This is a genomic window from Nocardia implantans, from assembly GCF_035544775.1.
GTDB lineage: Bacteria > Actinomycetota > Actinomycetes > Mycobacteriales > Mycobacteriaceae > Nocardia > Nocardia implantans.
Genome location: NZ_JAYKYQ010000008.1, coordinates 380,233 through 395,662, shown reverse-complemented (window position 1 = coordinate 395,662; position 15,430 = coordinate 380,233). Strand labels below are relative to the sequence as shown.

Sequence of the window (15,430 nt, the reverse complement as noted above, 5' to 3'; positions counted from 1 at the left end):
GGGTGTGGTGGGTTCGGGTTCGTCGGGCTTGGGTGTGGTGGGTTCGGGTTCGTCGGGTTTCGGTGTGGTGGGTTCGGGTTCGTCGGGTTTCGGTGTGGTGGGTTCGGGTTCGTCGGGTTTCGGTGTGGTGGGTTCGGGTTCGTCGGGCTTGGGCGTGTTTGGGCGTGGTGGGTTGCCGTCGTCGGGTGTGCTGGGTCGGCGTGGCGGGTTGCCGTCGTCGGGTGTGCTGGGTCGGCGTGGCGGGTTGCCGTCGTCGGGTGTGCTGGGTCGGCGTGGCGGGTTGCCGTCGTCGGGTGTGCTGGGTCGGCGTGGCGGGTTGCCGTCGCCCGGTGCGGCGGGTGCGGGACCGTTACCGCCCGGGGGCGGGGTCGACGGGTCGGGTGTCGGTCGGGCTCCGGGGCGGTTCGTGTTCCCGGGCGCCGGGCGGGCCAGGGGACGGGGCGGCAACGGCTGTGCGAAGACGGTGGCGGAGCCGACGAAGCCGCCGACGAATCCGGTGATCAACGCGTTTTCGAGGTCTTCGCCCTTCGGTATGTGTCCGGTCAGCGGTATCTGCGCGACCAACCCTCCGGCCGCACCGGCGACTCCGCCGGCTCCGCCGATCAGCAAGCCGCTGGTGACGTGGGCGCCGTAACGCACCACGTTGGACTGCGACCGCTCGGCGATGCTGCCGATCACCCGGTTGACGCCGGGAGCGACGCGGGACGCGAAACGTGCTCCGAGGGCTCCGCCCGCACCGCCGATGACAGCGGCGTCGCCGACCTGGTCCCATTCGATCTTGTCGCGGTGGTGCAGGACGTTCTTCTGCCACCATTGAGCGCCGCCGTTGACCAGGGCGCCGGTGCCCGCGCCGAGTGCGGCGCCGATCGCGGTCGCCTTCGCCAGTGGGATACCGGCCCGCCGTATCGCGCACTCGGCGCCGACACTCTTGATGCTGAGCAGGCATCGCCGGCTGGCCGCCGCCCAGCTCGCCTCCGCGGCCGCCCGGTCCTCGGCGGCCTTGACGACGCCTGGCGCCATGAGCGCCGCGTCCAGCGCCAATTGCGCCAGCAGAGCGAATCCGGTGCCGATCACCAGCAGTTTGTTGAACTCGATGTCGTTGGCGCCCCTGTAGCACTGTTCGGCCATGGAGTCGGCATACGTGGCGTGATTGCGCAGATCGTCGCCGAGTTGCAGATTCCGTTGCGTCTTGACGTCGCTCGTCATGCCCGCGATCGCCGCCCGCTCCGACGCCGCGGCGACATCGTGCCGGTCGGCGAGCACTCGGCAGCTCTCGGCGGTATCCGACCATTGGTCACCGAGACGGCGCGCGGCGTCCTCGTCGCCGCAGGGGAAATGCCCCGCGACGCAGGTCACCAGCCAGTCCGGGAAAGCCTCCGGTATCTGCAGGGTCATAGCGAGACGTCCGGCGAAGGGGCCGCTTCCGCTGGGACATGTGCGACCGAAACGGACTCCGCCACGAAGGCGCGGCGTGCCGCCTCGATCATGTCGTGCGTGACGTTCGGATGGGCCAGCGCGATGGCGACCAGGGCCGCGTCCGTGTCGGGCCCCAACCCCACGTGCATCCGCAGCGGGCTGCCCGCGACCGCTGCGGCCAACTCGGTCTCGAACGTTTCGTGCTGCCGGTCGTCGGCGGTCCGGCCACCGCCTGCGTTCACGGCAGTGCCGTCCAGGTCTTCTTCGCCGTCTCGACCAGCAAGCGGTGCAGCACCTTCGCGGGCGGCCCCGCTTCGGGTCCGTTGATCTGGACCTCGGCGAACGCGTCGGCCAACGCCATGCCCGGATCGAAGCGGCCGTTGTGGAATCCGTAACGGCTCAGTTGGGCCCGCCATTGCTCGTAATCGGCGGGGGAGGCGGCGGGGGACTTGTCGCGTGCTTCCGTGCCGCGGGTTCGAGTGAACTCGGCGATCAGCGCGTCCTGGGCCAACTGTCTCGCCTGGAACCGGCCGGCGATGTCCAGCGCGTGCCCCAATTCCCGAATCATCGTCGAATACACCGGACGCCGGTCCGATCCGCGTGCGAGGTTCCCGGATTGTGTTGCGTTACGGACATATTCGGCGAACGCGGTCGGATTCCGCGCGACCACCGAGTCGAGCACGATCCTGCGGGTGTATGGCTCCGGGCCCGCCTGTCCCGCGACCCAGTCCCATTCCAGACGAGTGGCGGCCTCGCGCGATTCCGCTATCGCGATCTGGCGCAAGTCGAGGTAGGGATACTGGTTGAGCACGTCATCGAGCGCCGCCGCCAGTTCCCGGATCGCGTACCCGTCGATGCCGGGATCATCGAACCCGACGAGTTCCAGGTCGTGGCGCTCGGCCAGTTCCCGCGCGAGACGGACGTTCTCACTCGCGACCATACCGTCGGTGGCCCAGGGGTGACGCGCGCCGGATTTGGACTCGGCGCCGAATGCCTTGCCGGCCGCCTTCGCCGCGGGCTTGCCCGCCTGCTGATCGGGGAACTGGGGCGAGGGCATGCGCGGCGGCGAGACGTTCGGAGCCGACGCCGAGACCCTCGGTGGGGTGCTCGGCGGCGCCGATACCTGCGGGCCTGCGGCTTTGGCTGCCGGTGCGTTAGAGGAAGGCGCGGTCTCGGCCGAACTCTTCGACCACGGAGTGCGCGCCTGTTTGCGGTTGGTCGCCGGGTCGCCGGTGGCGGTTGCCTGCGGAGCGGTAGCCGCCGGAGTGGTGTTGCGCGTGGTCGCCGGTGCGGTGGCCGAGGGTGTCCGCTCGGAGGCCGGCGCGCTCTCGTCGCGCCCGGGCACGTAGGAGCCGAGCGGATTGCCCAGTCCGGGATTCCCCGCACCGGGGACGTTGCCGGACAGCGGGTTGGCCGAGACGCTCGGTTGATTCGATCGGGCCGACTGCGGGGCAGTGGAAGGCGATCGCGAGTTGCCGGGGTTGTTCGCGTTGTCCGCCACGGGCGACGTGGGGCTACGACCGGGGTCCCATGCCGTGTCCGGCCCGGTCGTCGACGACGCGGACACGGGGTTGGCACGGTTGCCGGTGGGTGTGGCGCTCGTGGTGGTGGGATTCCGCGCACTCGGCGGAACCTGATAGGGCGACGTGCCGGGACCGGTGTTCGGGCTGTCCTGTGCCGACGGGTCGGCGTCCTTGATCCGCCGGACTCCTTCGGTATCTTGTTGCTCGAATTTGTCCACCAGGCCCGCGACGACATTCCCTTCTTCGCGCAGGCTCGCTACGGTCTTCGTCAGACCGGCGACGCCTTTCTCCGCGTCCGGAAGATAGGTGCGCTCGAACGCTTTGCCCGCCGGGTCGTCTCCCCACCAGCTGCCTTCCCGCTCGATCGCGGCCTTCAACTCCTTCAGGACGCGTTGGGCATCCGCACCGATGTCCTCGAATTCCGGAACCAGTGCCCGAAGCCGTTCCTGATCGAGCCGCAACGACTGCGCCACACCCGTCTCCTCACGCCTCCCTGCGGCCGATTCCCGTCCGGTTCGTCGGCCCGCTGTCTAGTTGTCGATGGACTCCGGTTTTTCCCGCCAGCTCGGTGCGCCCGGCACCATGTCGGGTAGGTCGGGCATGGCCTGGGCGGCGTCCTCGAGCCCGGCGATCAGCGCCTCCCGCTGCGACCGCGCCTGCTGTGCCGCCTCCTGCGCTGCTTCGGTGATCGACTGTCCCAGTCGTTCCGCCGTCCCTCGGGTCGCGGCCGCCGCCAAGCGCACGTCCGTGATCACCCCCGCGCTGTCCACCGTCACTTCCACCAGCTGATCAGCGGAGCCGGCTCGAACACGTAGCGTCTCCAGCTGCTGCCGCACCTCGGTGAGCTCGGCCTGCTGCCGCTCGTAGATGTCGAGGATGTAGTGGACCTGGCTGCGCAATCCACTGTTCGCCGATCGCAGGCCGTCCCGTTCCCATCGATCCACGGGCGGCTCCCTGCTGTGTGTCCTCATCGGTCGGCGCACACGCCGCCGTTGCGCGGAAACCGCTCGCTCGTCGACGGGCGCGTCGCGTCAGCCAATTATCGGAACAGCGCATGCGCCGAACCGACGCCGGGCTTCCCGGTGATGGGAATTCCGGCTTGATCATCGCCGGGGGCGTTCAGCTGAACGGGGAGCGCGGTCGTTGCTGGAGTTCACCGTCGAGGTAGATGTCGACCTTCTCGTTGTAGAAGCACACCAGCCCGGCGACCTTCTGGCTCTCCGGCAGCGGCGTGCGATAGCCCCACACGTAGTCGGGATATTCGTTGCCGCCGACGCGGACGGTCCAGTAGTCGGCGGTGCCCTTGTACGGGCAGCTGGTGTGGGTGGCCGACGGGTGCAGTAGATCCATCCTGACGTCGGTCATCGGCAGGTAATACCGCGCGGGCAAGCCGGTTTCGAAGAGGATGCGCGGGGCGCGTGAGTCGGCGACGGTGACGCCGTCGATCTCCACCCGCACATGCCGTGAACTGGCCAGGATGTCGACGCGGGAGTACGGGTTGCGCGGGTGGACGTAGATCGGTTCGTCCTCCTCGAACCACTCGTCCATCGCACCCCATTCCAGGCGCACCAGCTCGCGCAATTCGGTGATCGGCGACTCGTGATAACGCAGCGCCGCCCCGCCCGCGGTCGTGCCGTCGACCATGACGTCATAGACGGTCGCGTCGCCGCGGCTGGTGGAGTGCTGCGTCTGCCCGTTCGGTTCGAGTTTCGCGCGCAGATCCGTGACCGGCAGATAGTAGGTCGGGTAGTGCGGGTTCTCCCACACGAGCACCGGCCGAACGCTGTCGGCGACCAAGTGCCCGCCCAGATAGGCGCGCACACGCTTCTGGCTGGTCTCGACGCTGACGCGCCCCCGCTTCGCTTCGGTCATATTTCTCGACCGTACTCCTCGGCCGGTGCCCGCCAGGGCGGAAAACGACGAAGGCAGCCACGCGGGTGGCTGCCTTCGGTGCGCTCGGACGATCAGTCGTCGCCGACGGTGATGGCCTGTGCTTCCTCGACGCTGTGCGGAGCGGGATCGTGGTCGTCGAGGTGGGCCAAGGCGGCGCGCCCGGCCAGCAGGACGACGACCGCGGCGGCGGTGCACGCCGCGCCCACCCAGAACGGCAGCGAGATGCTGTTCTCGCCGAGCTTGCCCGCGAGATAGGGCGCCGCGGCGCCGCCCGCGAAACGGACGAAGCTGTATGCCGCCGACGCGGTGGACCGCTCCACCGGCGCCGAGATCATCACGGCCTCGGTGATCAGCGTGTTGTTCACGCCGAGGAACAGGCCCGCCAGCACGGTGCCGACGATCAGCACCGGCTTGTGCTCGGCGAACACGGCCATCATCGCCAGGTCGGCCGCGAACAGGCCGAGCGAGAGGCCCATCATCGGCAGCGAACCGAAGCGCCGCTGCAACCGGGGAGCCAGGAACACCGACGCGATCGCCAGCAGCACACCCCAGCCGCAGAAGATGAAGCCGATCGCATAGGTACCCATGTCCAGCGGGAAGGGGGTGTAGGCGAGCAGGGTGAAGAAGCCGAAGTTGTACAGCAGGGCGGTGAGGCTCACGATCAGAAGTCCGCGGTAGCGCAGGGCGCGGAACGGCGCGGTGATCGAGGTGTGGTGCGTCGGCTCTGGGCCTTCCGGCAGCAGGACGACGATGCTGATCAGGGCGACGGCCATCAACGCCGACACGCCGAAGAACGGCCCGCGCCAGCTGATTCCGCCGAGCACGCCGCCGACCAGCGGACCGGTCGCGATACCGATGCCGAGCGCCGCCTCGTACAGGATGATCGCGCGGGCCACACCGCCGCTGGCCGCGCCGACGATGGTGGCCAGGGCGGTGGCGATGAACAACGCGTTGCCCAGGCCCCAGCCCGCGCGGAACCCGACGATCTGCGCCACCGTGTTCGACATACCGGCCAGCGCCGCGAACACGATGATGATCGCCAATCCGGCCAGCAGCGTCTTCTTCGCGCCGAAGCGGCTGGACACCACACCGGTGATCAGCATGGCCACGCCCGTCACCAGCATGTAGCTGGTGAACAGCAGCGACACCTGCGAAGGTGACGCGTCCAGTTGCTCGCCGATCGGTTTGAGAATGGGATCGACCAGGCCGATGCCCATGAACGCGATCACGCTCGCGAACGCGACCGCCCAGACGGCTTTCGGTTGCTTGGTGTTGTCCGCGACCGGGGCGCGGGCAGGAGCCAAAGTGCTCATCAGTGTTCCCTCGAGATCGGATCGTGCTGTCGCGTAGCCGCTTTCAGGGCCTCCAGCAAGTCGTGCAGTTCGGTGTCCAGCCGGGCCAGGCGTCCGGCGTCGAAGCCGGGCAGATGCGCGCCGATCGCGGTGGCGAACGCGCGGCGGAACTCGGCCAGCCGGGTCCGCCCGGCCGGGGTGAGTTCGACGATCACGGCCCGGGAGTCCTCCGGGTCCTTGCGCCTGGTCGCGAAGCCTTCCGCGACCAGCTTGCCGATCAGCGCCGTTGCCGCCGGCTGTGAACATCGGTCGATCCTGGCGAATTCGCTGACGCGCAGCGCGCCGTGTTCGTCGAGCACCGCCAGCGCCCGCAACATGGCCCGCGGCAGGTCGTCGCCGCTGATCACCCCGGCCAGCCGAGTGAGCCTGCCCGCGGTGACGAGAAGGTCGACGACGATGTCATCCGCTACGGTCACCTGAGCTTGCTGCACAGGAATATTATTACATAGGCTAACTATCTATTTGTGGTGAAATCGGCCACACGGTGGGACGCCCGGCGGATCGGTGTTCTCCGCCGGGTCGCCCCGAGTCGCCGTTGCTGCTCAATCAGGCTGTCCCGCAAGAGGGCTCGTCGACTCCTCGTAGTGGATGTCGTATGCCGCCGCGATCGGGTTGATCTTCACCGGATCCAGCGCGCCGTCGGTCAGCACCGACGCTCCGGCTTCGAAGAGGTCTTCGAGGTAGCACTCCCAGCCGCCGGGTGAGGAGATCTGCAGTACCCGTGGCGGCGGCTGCGATCCGCAGCGCAGGGCGTGCGGAACGCCGTGCGGCAGCAGTACGAACATGCCCCCGGTCGCGGAGAACGTCCGGTCGTCGAACTCGACGTCGAGCGTGCCTTCCAGCACGTAGATGCATTCGTCCGCGACATGGTGCGTGTGTCGCGGGATATCTCGCGCCAACGTCACTTCCAGCAGGGAGAACCTGCCCTCGGTGTCGGCGGTGGTTGCCTTCACCGCGAACGCGGGCGGCAGCGGCACTCGGCCGGGCCGCGCGTCGCCGGGGGTCAGAAGACGGAAACGGTTGTGGGACATGAAGTGCTACCCTTCGAGACAATGAAACGGAACCGGAATCCGATTCCGGTTGAAGCGTAAACATGGAGGAATCGCCCGTGTCAAGGCCGCCATCGCCCCGCAGGCAGCGGGCCGACGCCACGCTCAACCGCGCCCGCATCGTGGCCGTGGCCCGCACGCTGTTCGCCGAGCAGGGCGGCGCCGTGCCACTGGCCGAGATCGCCCGCGCCGCCGGAGTGGGCGTCGGAACCGTCTACCGCCATTTCCCCACCCATGCCGACCTGATCGAGGCCGCGGCCGAGCAGCGCTTCGCCGAGATCGAGGAGTTCGCCCGCACCGAATGCCTGCGCGGCGAGCCGGGCGAGGGGCTCGCCCACTACTTGCGCCATGTCGGCGCGGTGCTGGCGGCCGACCGTGGCTTGTCGGCGGCGATCGAGGCGGCTCGGCAGTCGACGGGCAGCGAGCCGAGGGGCGATGCCCGCGGCAGGCTCGAGGACGTGATCGGCGAACTCGTCGAGCGGGACCGGGCCGCGGGAATGCTGCGTGCGGACTGCACGGTGGGTGATGTCTACATGATCGTCGGCGCGTTGTCCGCGACCATCAGCAGCGGCAGCGGTGATTGGCGCAGGCTCGTACGGATCGTGCTGGACGGCCTGCGCCCCGAAGCGGCCCGTGAACGCTCGGCGGAGTGATCAGCTGGGGGCTATGTTCGCGTTGCGGTGGAAGATGTTGCCCGGGTCGTAGTCGGCCTTGATGTGCGCCAGCTTCGCGTACTTGGTGCGGCCGTACGATTCGCGCACCCGGTCATGGTCCGGGTCGGACATGAAGTTGACGTACCCGCCCTGGTTGGAAGCCAGCGGGCGCAGCGCTGCCCATGTCGTGCGCACCCATTCCCGGTCCGAGGCGAGTGTTTCGGGGTCGGGGGTGATCGCGGTGATGTTGCACTCGTAATGCGGGTTGCGCGTGCCGCCGAATGCCGTGTCGTTCTCGCCGACGGTGCTGAACGCACCGGTGAGCGGGAAGATCGGCATGAACGACAGCGGCGCGGACTTCCCGGCGGCGTTCGCGGTGAGAACCGCGATGACGTCGTTGGAGAAATCGTCGAGGTCGAGAGCCTTCTCGTAGCCGTGCAGGCCCCACGGCGCCGCCGCGTCGAGCATCCGCTGCAACCCGGTGTACGGCATCGGGGTGCCGAACTCGAACAGGGGCGGCAGTGCGCCGCGGATCGGCGCCACCGCGGCGGCGTGCTCCTCGGCCGTGCCGAATCCGGCCACGATCAGGGCGTGGCCCGCGTGGCCGTGATACCGCTCCGGGACGAAAGGCGCGGGCGGCGCCGACATCGCCAGCGCGATCAACGCCCCGGACCGACGCGGCAGGGTGGGGATGAACTCACGGATCAGGCGCAGTGCGTCGGTGCCGTCCGCCATGTCCCAGAACAGCAGGCCGACGTGGACCTCCGGCCCGACGTGGTGCAGGCGGTATTCGAATTCGGTGACCACGCCGAAATTCCCGCCGCCCCCGCGCAAGGCCCAGAACAATTCCGCGTTCTCGGTCTCCGACGCCCGCACCACCCGGCCGTCGGCGAGGACCACCTGCGCCGAGACGAGGTTGTCGATGGCCAGCCCGGCCATGCGGGTCAGCCAGCCCATGCCGCCGCCGAGGGTGAGGCCGCCGACGCCGGTGTCGCTGATCACCCCGCCGGTGACCGCCAGCCCGTAGGCCTGGGTCGCCGCGTCCATGTCCGCCATCGTCGCTCCGCCGCCGACCCTGGCGCGCTCGGTCTCCGGATTCACCACGACGCTCTTCAAAGCGCTGAGGTTGATCATCAGGCCGCCGTCGCCGACCGCGGTTCCGCTGTAGGAATGGCCGCCGCCGCGAACGGAGATTTCCAGCCCGCGGTCCCGGCCGAAGGCCAGCGCCGCGGAGACGTCACCGGGCGACAGGCACTGGGCGATCACCGCAGGGCGCCGGTCGATGTCGCCGTTCCAGATGGCGCGGGCCCGGTCGTATCCGTGGTCGGCTGGGCCGTACACCGGCCCGCCGATGGCGGACCGCAATGCTTCGAGATCGGAATTCACTGTTCGCGTCATGGCATCCTCCCGGCTGGTGGGCCCCGACGACTTTTGGGACGAGTCGGCATCTCGACTCGCTACGGCACCGATTCCGACCTGCGGTGCCACTCGAAAACGCATCCCCCGGCATGCGCGTGTGGCGCTTGTCACATCTTAGTGCATCGAGTTCGCGCCGGACAGCCTATCGAGGCAGGGCGCACCGCCGCCACGGACGGTGCGCCGCTGCCCCGGCTCAGGCGGGCTGCGTCACCGGGCGGTGCGCGGCGCCGAACAGTTGCGCGTCCCCGTGGGCGCGCTTGAAGAACAGATGCGCGTCGTGCTCCCAGGTGATCGCGATGCCGCCGTGCAACTGGACGGTCTCGGCCGCGATGGCGGTGAGCGCCTCGGAGCAGTGCACGCGGGCGACCCAGACGTCCTCGGCGGCCGACGGGCTGTTCGCCGCCACCGCCGCGGTCGCGGCGACCGACGCCGACCGGGCCGATTCCAGCAGCACGTACATGTCGGCCATGCGGTGCTTGAGCGCCTGGAAACTGCCGATCACCCGCCCGAACTGCACGCGGGACTTGGCGTAGTCCACCGTCATCTCCAGGCAGCGGTCGGCGGCGCCGACCTGCTCGGCAGCCAGCGCCGCCCACGCGATCTCCCGCAGCCGGGCGATCGTCGCGGACTGATCACCGGAGCCGAGCCGTCGTGCGGGCGCGTCGGCGAAGCCGACTTCGGCCAGCTTGCGGGTGGGGTCCATGGTGGGCGCTGGCCGCCGGGTGACGCCAGGCGCGGTGGGCTCGACCTCGAACAGACCGGTCGGCGTGACGACGACGAAGGTGTCCGCCGACATCCCGTCCAGCACGTAGTGCGCGGTCCCGGTGAGGGCCCCGCCCGTCTCGTGCACGCCCGGCTCGTCCCAGCCGCGCTCGTCCGCCCAGCAGACCGCGATCGTGCGCGCGCCTTCGGCCACCTCGGGCAGCAGCCGCGCGCACGCTTCCCCGTCACCGGACAGCAGCACCGCCTGCCCGCCGAGGACCGCGGAACCGAGCATCGGCACCCCGGCGAGCGTGCGGCCCAATTCGCCCACCACCAGCAGGGATTCGACCAGGCTCGCGCCGAATCCGCCGTACTCCTCCGGAATCGCCAGCGCGGCGACGCCGATCTGCTCGCACAGCAGCCGCCACAGCGCCGGGTCGTAGCCGAGTTCGGTGTCCATCGCGGCGCGTACCGCGGCGGACCCGGCGTGCTTGGTCAGCAGCGCCCGCACCGAAGCGAGGAATTCCTGATGTTCGGCGGTGCTCATCGGTGTCCTTTCTTCGGGGGGCGCTGCCGCCTGCGGGCCTGACCGCTCATGCTGTGTTGGTTTGTCGCATGAGCGGGGCCCTGCGTGGTTACGCTGCGCTGCCGCCTCCGGGCCTGACCGCTCATGCTGTGTTGGTTTGTCGCATGAGCGGGGCCCTGCGTGGTTACGCTTCGCTGCCGCCTGCGGGCCTGACCGCTCATGCGAGGCCTCGCGGGGCGGGTTCGGCGTCTTCCCGCAGCGCCCGGGCGATCCGGGCGCGATGCAGGTCCGGTGTGCCCCAGGCCGAACGCAGCGCGGTCACCTTGGTCAGCCACAGCGACAGGTCGTACTCGGCGGTGTAGCCGATCGCGCCGTGGACTTGGAGCGCGGTGCGGGCCGCGCGATAGGCGGCGTCGCCGCAGGCGATGACGGCGGCCGAGACGTCCCGTCCGCGGGTGGGTCCGGCCATGGTGAGCGCGGCGCGGTAGAGCAGGGGCTCGGCCAGGTCCAGCGCGATGAGCACGTCGGCCAGCTTCTGCTTCACGGCTTGGAACTCGCCGATCGGCTTACCGAATTGCTTGCGCTGCTTGGCGTATTCCGTGGACGAGTGCAGCAGTGCCTTGCCCGCGCCGAGCAACTGGGCCGCGCATGCCAGCGCGCCGGTGTCGAAACCGGCGGCCACGGCCGCGCCGACCTGGTCACCCTCGACGACGGTCGCGTCCGCGGCGACCGTGAACAGGCGACGGGCGGGGTCGACCGATCGCACCAGGCCGGTGCGGTGCCCGGTGGACACCAGGTCCGCACCGGCCACCAGCACCACATCGGCGGCGTCGGCGTCCAGCGCGACGCCGCTGTGGCCGGGTGACTCGAACGCGACGGTGCCCAGCGCCGTGCCCTCCACGAAGCCGGGTAGCAGCCGCGCGGCCGGGCCCTGGTCCGCAAGCGCCTGCAACAGCGCAGGAATCGCGGCGGCGGTCTCCACCAGCGGACCCGGCACGGCCGCCCGCCCGATCTCCTGGAACGCCACGACCAGATCGATCGGTTCGGCGCCGATGCCGCCGTGTTCCTCCGCGACGGCCAGACCCAGCACACCGGCTTCGGCCAGTTGCCGGATCAACGCCCGACCAGGCCCGCTGTCGCCGGACGCCCACGCGCGCACGGCGGAGGGCGCGCGGCCCGCCTCCAGCAGTTTGCGCAGGCTGGCGCCGAAATCGAGTTGTTCGGGGCTGAGCGCGAATCTCATCGGCCGCTTCCTCTCGGTAGTCCGAGCAGCCGCTCGGCGATGATGTTGCGCTGGATCTCGTTGGTGCCGGCGTAGATCGGCCCCGACAGCGCGAACAGGTAACCGTCGGTCCACGGCCCGGAACGTTCCGCCGCCGGACCGAGCACTTCGAGCGCGGTCTCGTGCATGGCGATGTCCAGCTCCGACCAGAACACCTTGGTGATCGAGGATTCCGCGCCCAGCTTGCCGCCTTCGTTGAGCCGGGTGACCGTGCCGAAGGTGTGCAGCCGGTAGGCCTCGCTGCCGATCCAGGCGTCCACCACCGCGTCGCGCTGCGCGGTGTTGTCCGGATCGCCTTCCTCGCGCCACAGCTCGATCAGCCGCCGCGCGGTGGCGCTGAATCGGCCAGGGCTGCGCAGGGAGAGGCCGCGTTCGTTGCTCGAGGTGCTCATCGCCACGCGCCAGCCCTCGCCGGGCGCGCCGATCACGTCGCGGTCGGGCACGAACACCTCGTCGAGGAAGATCTCCGCGAAGCCCGGCTCCCCGTCCAGCTGCGGGATCGGACGCACCGACACCCCGTCGGCGGTCAGTGGGAACATGACATAGGTGAGGCCCTTGTGCCGCTCGGCCTCGGGGTCGCTGCGGAACAACCCGAATGCCCAGTCGGCGAAGGCGGCGCGCGAACTCCATGTCTTCTGTCCGCTCAGCAGCCAGCCGCCGTTGGTGCGCTTGGCGGTCGAGCGGATACCGGCCAGGTCGCTGCCCGCTTCCGGTTCCGACCACGCCTGCGCCCAGATGTCGTCGCCGCGCGCCATCCGCGGCATGATCCGTTCCAGCTGTTCGGGGGTGCCGTGTTCGAAAAGCGTCGGCGCCAGCAGGAAGATGCCGTTCTGGCTGACCCGCCCCGGCGCGCCCGCCGCGTAGTACTCCTGCTCGAACAGCACCCATTCCAGCAGCGAGGCATTGCGGCCGCCGAACTCATCCGGCCAGGCCACCACCGAGAGCCTGGCCTCGGCGAGGGTGCGCTCCCACGCGCGGTGCGCCTCGAAGCCCGCCTTGGTGTCCATGGACGGCAGCGGTTTCGCCGGTTTGTTCGCGGCCAGGAATTCGCGGACCTCCCGCTGGAATTGCTGGGCCGCCTGGTCGAGATCCAGATCCACTAGGTCGTTCCGTTCTGTTCTGCGGTGCTCGCCGATGCCTTCATCGACTTGGCGTTCATGCCGCCGAGGGAGTCGGCGCCGACTTCGGCGTTGTGCGCGTGGGCGAAGTGGTGCAGGCCGAAGACCGAGTCCATGCCCGACCGCATGCCCATCAGGTCCTCGGCCTGATTGACCGCCTTCTTCGTCAGCGCGAGGCCGAATTGCGGCATGGTGGCGATCTTCTCGGCCAGCGCCAGCGTCTCGGTCTCCAGGTCGGCGCGCGGCACCACCCGGTTGACCATGCCCCATTCCTTGGCCTGCGCGGCGCCGAACCGATCGCCGGTGAACAGGAACTCCTTGGCCGCGCGCGGACCCATCACCCACGGGTGCGCGAAGTACTCGACGCCGGGAATGCCCATGCGCACCACGGGATCGGAGAAGAACGCGTCGTCGGAGGCGATGATCAGATCGCACACCCAGGCCAGCATGAGCCCGCCCGCGATGCAGGCGCCCTGCACCATGGCGATGGTCGGCTTGGGAATCTCCCGCCAGCGCCTGCACATCCCGAGGTAGACCTCGAGCTCGCGGGCGAAGCGCTGATCGCCGCCGGCCCGGTCCACGTGGTCCCACCACAGCGCGGCCTTGTTCTGGTACCGCACGTGGTGGTCGCGGCCGGGCGTGCCGATGTCGTGGCCCGCGCTGAAGTGTTTGCCGTTGCCCGCGAGCACGATCACGCCGACCTCCGAGTCCTCCACGGCGCGCTCGAACGCGGCGTCGAGGGCGTAGGTCATCACCGAGTTCTGCGCGTTGCGGTAGTCCGGCCGGTTCAGCGTGACGATCGCGACGCGCCCGCGCCGCTCGTAGGTGACGACCTCACCCTCGTCCGGGATCGCCGGACCCTGGTCCGGGGTTGCCGGTTCCGACATTACGACTTCTCCTCACGTAGTTGACGCTTGAGCACTTTCCCGGCGGCGCTGTAGGGCAGCTGGTCGCGGAATTCGACGAACCGCGGCACCTTGAAATTGGCCAGCACGGCGGTGGCGTGGGCGAGCACCTGGTCCTCGGTGAGGCCGGAGCCGGGCTTGCGCACCACGTACGCCTTGCCCACCTCGCCCATCCTGGTGTCGGGCACGCCGATGACCGCCGACTCGGCCACGCCGTCCAGCCGGGCCAGCGCCTGTTCGACCTCGGCGGGGTAGACGTTGAAGCCGCCGGAGATGTACATGTCCTTGAGCCGGTCGGTGATCTTCAGGTACCCGCGGTCGTCGATCGTGCCGATGTCGCCGGTGTGCAGCCAGCCGTCGGCGTCGATCGTCTCCGCGGTGCTGTCCGGGTCGTCGAGGTAGCCGAGCATCACGTTCGGCCCCCGCAGCAGGACCTCGCCCGCTTCGCCGAGGCGCAGCTCGAAATCCGCGATCGGCCTGCCGCAGGTGTTCGCGATGGTCTCGGCGTCGTCGTCGGCGCGGCACATGGTGCCGAAACCCGCGCTCTCGGACAGGCCGTATGCGGTGATGACGACGTCGAAGGCCAGTTCCGAGCGCATCCGCTCGATCAGCACCACCGGCACGGTCGCCGCTCCGGTGACGGCCACCCGCAGCGAGCTCAGATCGAATTCGGCGCGGCGCGGGAAATCCAGGATCGTCTGATAGATCGTCGGCGGACCGGGCAGCACGGTGACCCGCTCCGCGCCGATCAACCGCATAGTCTCCGGCACGTCGAAAACGGCCTGCGGGATGATCGTGGCCCCCGTGACCAGGCAGGCGAGGATGCCCGCTTTGTAGCCGAAGTTGTGGAAGAACGGGTTCACCACCAGATACCGGTCGTCGCCGCGCAAGGTGGCGCACTCGGCCCAGGCCCGGACCACCGACAGCGCCTGCCGGTGCGCGACCAGCGTGCCCTTGCTGCGGCCGGTGGTGCCGGAGGTGAACAGGATGTCGGAGATGTCGTCGGGGCCGACCGACTCGGCGCGTTCCTCGGCGTCGGCCACGGTGACCGGCGCGGCGACGGTCGCGAGTTCCGACCAGTCCAGCGCGGCGATGTCGGTGTTCTGGGTGCCTTCCACCGGGATCACCACCACCGTGTCGATGGCCAGATCGGGCGCGGATGTGCGCAGTTCGGCCAGCCGGTCGCGGCCGAGGAAGGGCCCCGCGATGAACAGGGCCTTCGCGTTCACCCGGCCGAGCACGTCGGCGGCCTCGTCGGCCACATAGCGGGTGTTCAGCGGCACCAGCGCCGCGCCCGCGTAGTGCGCGGCCAGCGCAGCGATCACCCAGTGGTGGGTATTGGGCGCCCACATGGCCACGCGGTCGCCCGTGCGCACCCCGCGTGCGATGAGCGCCCGCGCCACTTCCTGGACCGCGCCGAGCAACTGGGTCCAGTTCAGCCGCACCGGGCCGTCGGCGATCGCTGGGGCTTCGCCGAAGGTCCGAGCGGCGTGGCGCAGTGCCATCGGTGTGGTCTGAGCAGGGGTTGTCACGGTTGTCCTTACCGTCCGCGAGCGAGTTATGCGTGCACTCTACAAAGCAAGTGCTTGGTA

Annotated in this window: 15 protein-coding genes; 1 reads left to right on the top strand and 14 read right to left on the bottom strand. The window is 69.6% G+C overall.

The window, feature by feature from the left end:
• The 8 genes from U3653_RS21020 to U3653_RS20985 form a co-directional block, all read right to left on the bottom strand.
• Nucleotides 1-1,395, bottom strand: a 1,395-nt coding sequence (locus tag U3653_RS21020; RefSeq protein WP_494338309.1) for a WXG100-like domain-containing protein, incomplete at its 3' end; no start/stop codon positions are given.
• Nucleotides 1,392-1,658 (bottom strand): thioredoxin domain-containing protein, encoded by a 267-nt coding sequence (locus U3653_RS21015; RefSeq protein WP_195078081.1) that lies wholly within the window; start codon nt 1,656-1,658, stop codon nt 1,392-1,394. The genes U3653_RS21015 and U3653_RS21020, both read right to left, overlap by 4 nt.
• On the bottom strand, nt 1,655-3,412 hold the full coding sequence (locus tag U3653_RS21010) for a hypothetical protein (protein ID WP_195078082.1): 1,758 nt from the start codon (nt 3,410-3,412) through the stop codon (nt 1,655-1,657). Before U3653_RS21010 ends, U3653_RS21015 begins: the two co-directional genes overlap by 4 nt.
• A 57-nt stretch (nt 3,413-3,469) precedes the next feature.
• On the bottom strand, nt 3,470-3,883 hold the full coding sequence (locus U3653_RS21005; RefSeq protein ID WP_195078083.1) for a YbaB/EbfC family nucleoid-associated protein: 414 nt from the start codon (nt 3,881-3,883) through the stop codon (nt 3,470-3,472).
• 175 nt (nt 3,884-4,058) lie between these two features.
• Nucleotides 4,059-4,811 (bottom strand): DUF427 domain-containing protein, encoded by a 753-nt coding sequence (locus tag U3653_RS21000; protein WP_195078084.1) that lies wholly within the window; start codon nt 4,809-4,811, stop codon nt 4,059-4,061.
• Between the two features lie 92 nt (nt 4,812-4,903).
• Nucleotides 4,904-6,145 (bottom strand): MFS transporter, encoded by a 1,242-nt coding sequence (locus tag U3653_RS20995; protein WP_195078085.1) that lies wholly within the window; start codon nt 6,143-6,145, stop codon nt 4,904-4,906.
• Entirely contained in the window at nt 6,145-6,600 is a 456-nt protein-coding gene (locus tag U3653_RS20990) for a MarR family winged helix-turn-helix transcriptional regulator (RefSeq protein WP_323124111.1), read from the bottom strand. Before U3653_RS20990 ends, U3653_RS20995 begins: the two co-directional genes overlap by 1 nt.
• A gap of 126 nt (nt 6,601-6,726) precedes the next feature.
• Nucleotides 6,727-7,215 (bottom strand): cupin domain-containing protein, encoded by a 489-nt coding sequence (locus U3653_RS20985; RefSeq protein ID WP_195078087.1) that lies wholly within the window; start codon nt 7,213-7,215, stop codon nt 6,727-6,729.
• 77 nt (nt 7,216-7,292) lie between these two features.
• On the opposite strand from U3653_RS20985, the gene U3653_RS20980 reads away from it, so the two are divergent.
• Nucleotides 7,293-7,886 carry a TetR/AcrR family transcriptional regulator gene (locus tag U3653_RS20980; RefSeq protein ID WP_323124112.1) on the top strand — a complete coding sequence of 198 codons (594 nt, stop codon included), beginning with the start codon at nt 7,293-7,295 and terminating at the stop codon, nt 7,884-7,886.
• Here U3653_RS20980 and U3653_RS20975 read toward each other — a convergent pair whose 3' ends face one another.
• The 6 genes from U3653_RS20975 to U3653_RS20950 all read right to left on the bottom strand — a co-directional run bounded on the left by U3653_RS20975 (nt 7,887) and on the right by U3653_RS20950 (nt 15,370).
• The gene (locus U3653_RS20975; RefSeq protein WP_195078089.1) at nt 7,887-9,284 is read right to left on the bottom strand and encodes an FAD-binding oxidoreductase; all 1,398 of its coding nucleotides are present in this window, start codon (nt 9,282-9,284) and stop codon (nt 7,887-7,889) included.
• A 214-nt stretch (nt 9,285-9,498) separates the two neighbouring features.
• Nucleotides 9,499-10,554, bottom strand: coding sequence for an acyl-CoA dehydrogenase family protein (locus tag U3653_RS20970; RefSeq protein ID WP_195078090.1), 1,056 nt, complete (start codon nt 10,552-10,554; stop codon nt 9,499-9,501).
• A 196-nt stretch (nt 10,555-10,750) separates the two neighbouring features.
• A complete protein-coding gene (locus tag U3653_RS20965) occupies nt 10,751-11,776 on the bottom strand; it encodes an acyl-CoA dehydrogenase family protein (protein ID WP_195078091.1) in 1,026 nt (341 codons plus the stop codon).
• On the bottom strand, nt 11,773-12,915 hold the full coding sequence (locus U3653_RS20960) for an acyl-CoA dehydrogenase family protein (protein WP_195078092.1): 1,143 nt from the start codon (nt 12,913-12,915) through the stop codon (nt 11,773-11,775). The genes U3653_RS20965 and U3653_RS20960 overlap by 4 nt, the downstream gene beginning before the upstream one ends.
• Nucleotides 12,915-13,820 carry an enoyl-CoA hydratase gene (locus U3653_RS20955; RefSeq protein ID WP_195078093.1) on the bottom strand — a complete coding sequence of 302 codons (906 nt, stop codon included), beginning with the start codon at nt 13,818-13,820 and terminating at the stop codon, nt 12,915-12,917. The genes U3653_RS20960 and U3653_RS20955 overlap by 1 nt, the downstream gene beginning before the upstream one ends.
• Nucleotides 13,820-15,370, bottom strand: a complete 1,551-nt coding sequence (locus tag U3653_RS20950) for a FadD3 family acyl-CoA ligase (protein ID WP_323124113.1) — start codon at nt 15,368-15,370, stop codon at nt 13,820-13,822. Before U3653_RS20950 ends, U3653_RS20955 begins: the two co-directional genes overlap by 1 nt.
• Nucleotides 15,371-15,430: the final 60 nt, after the last annotated feature.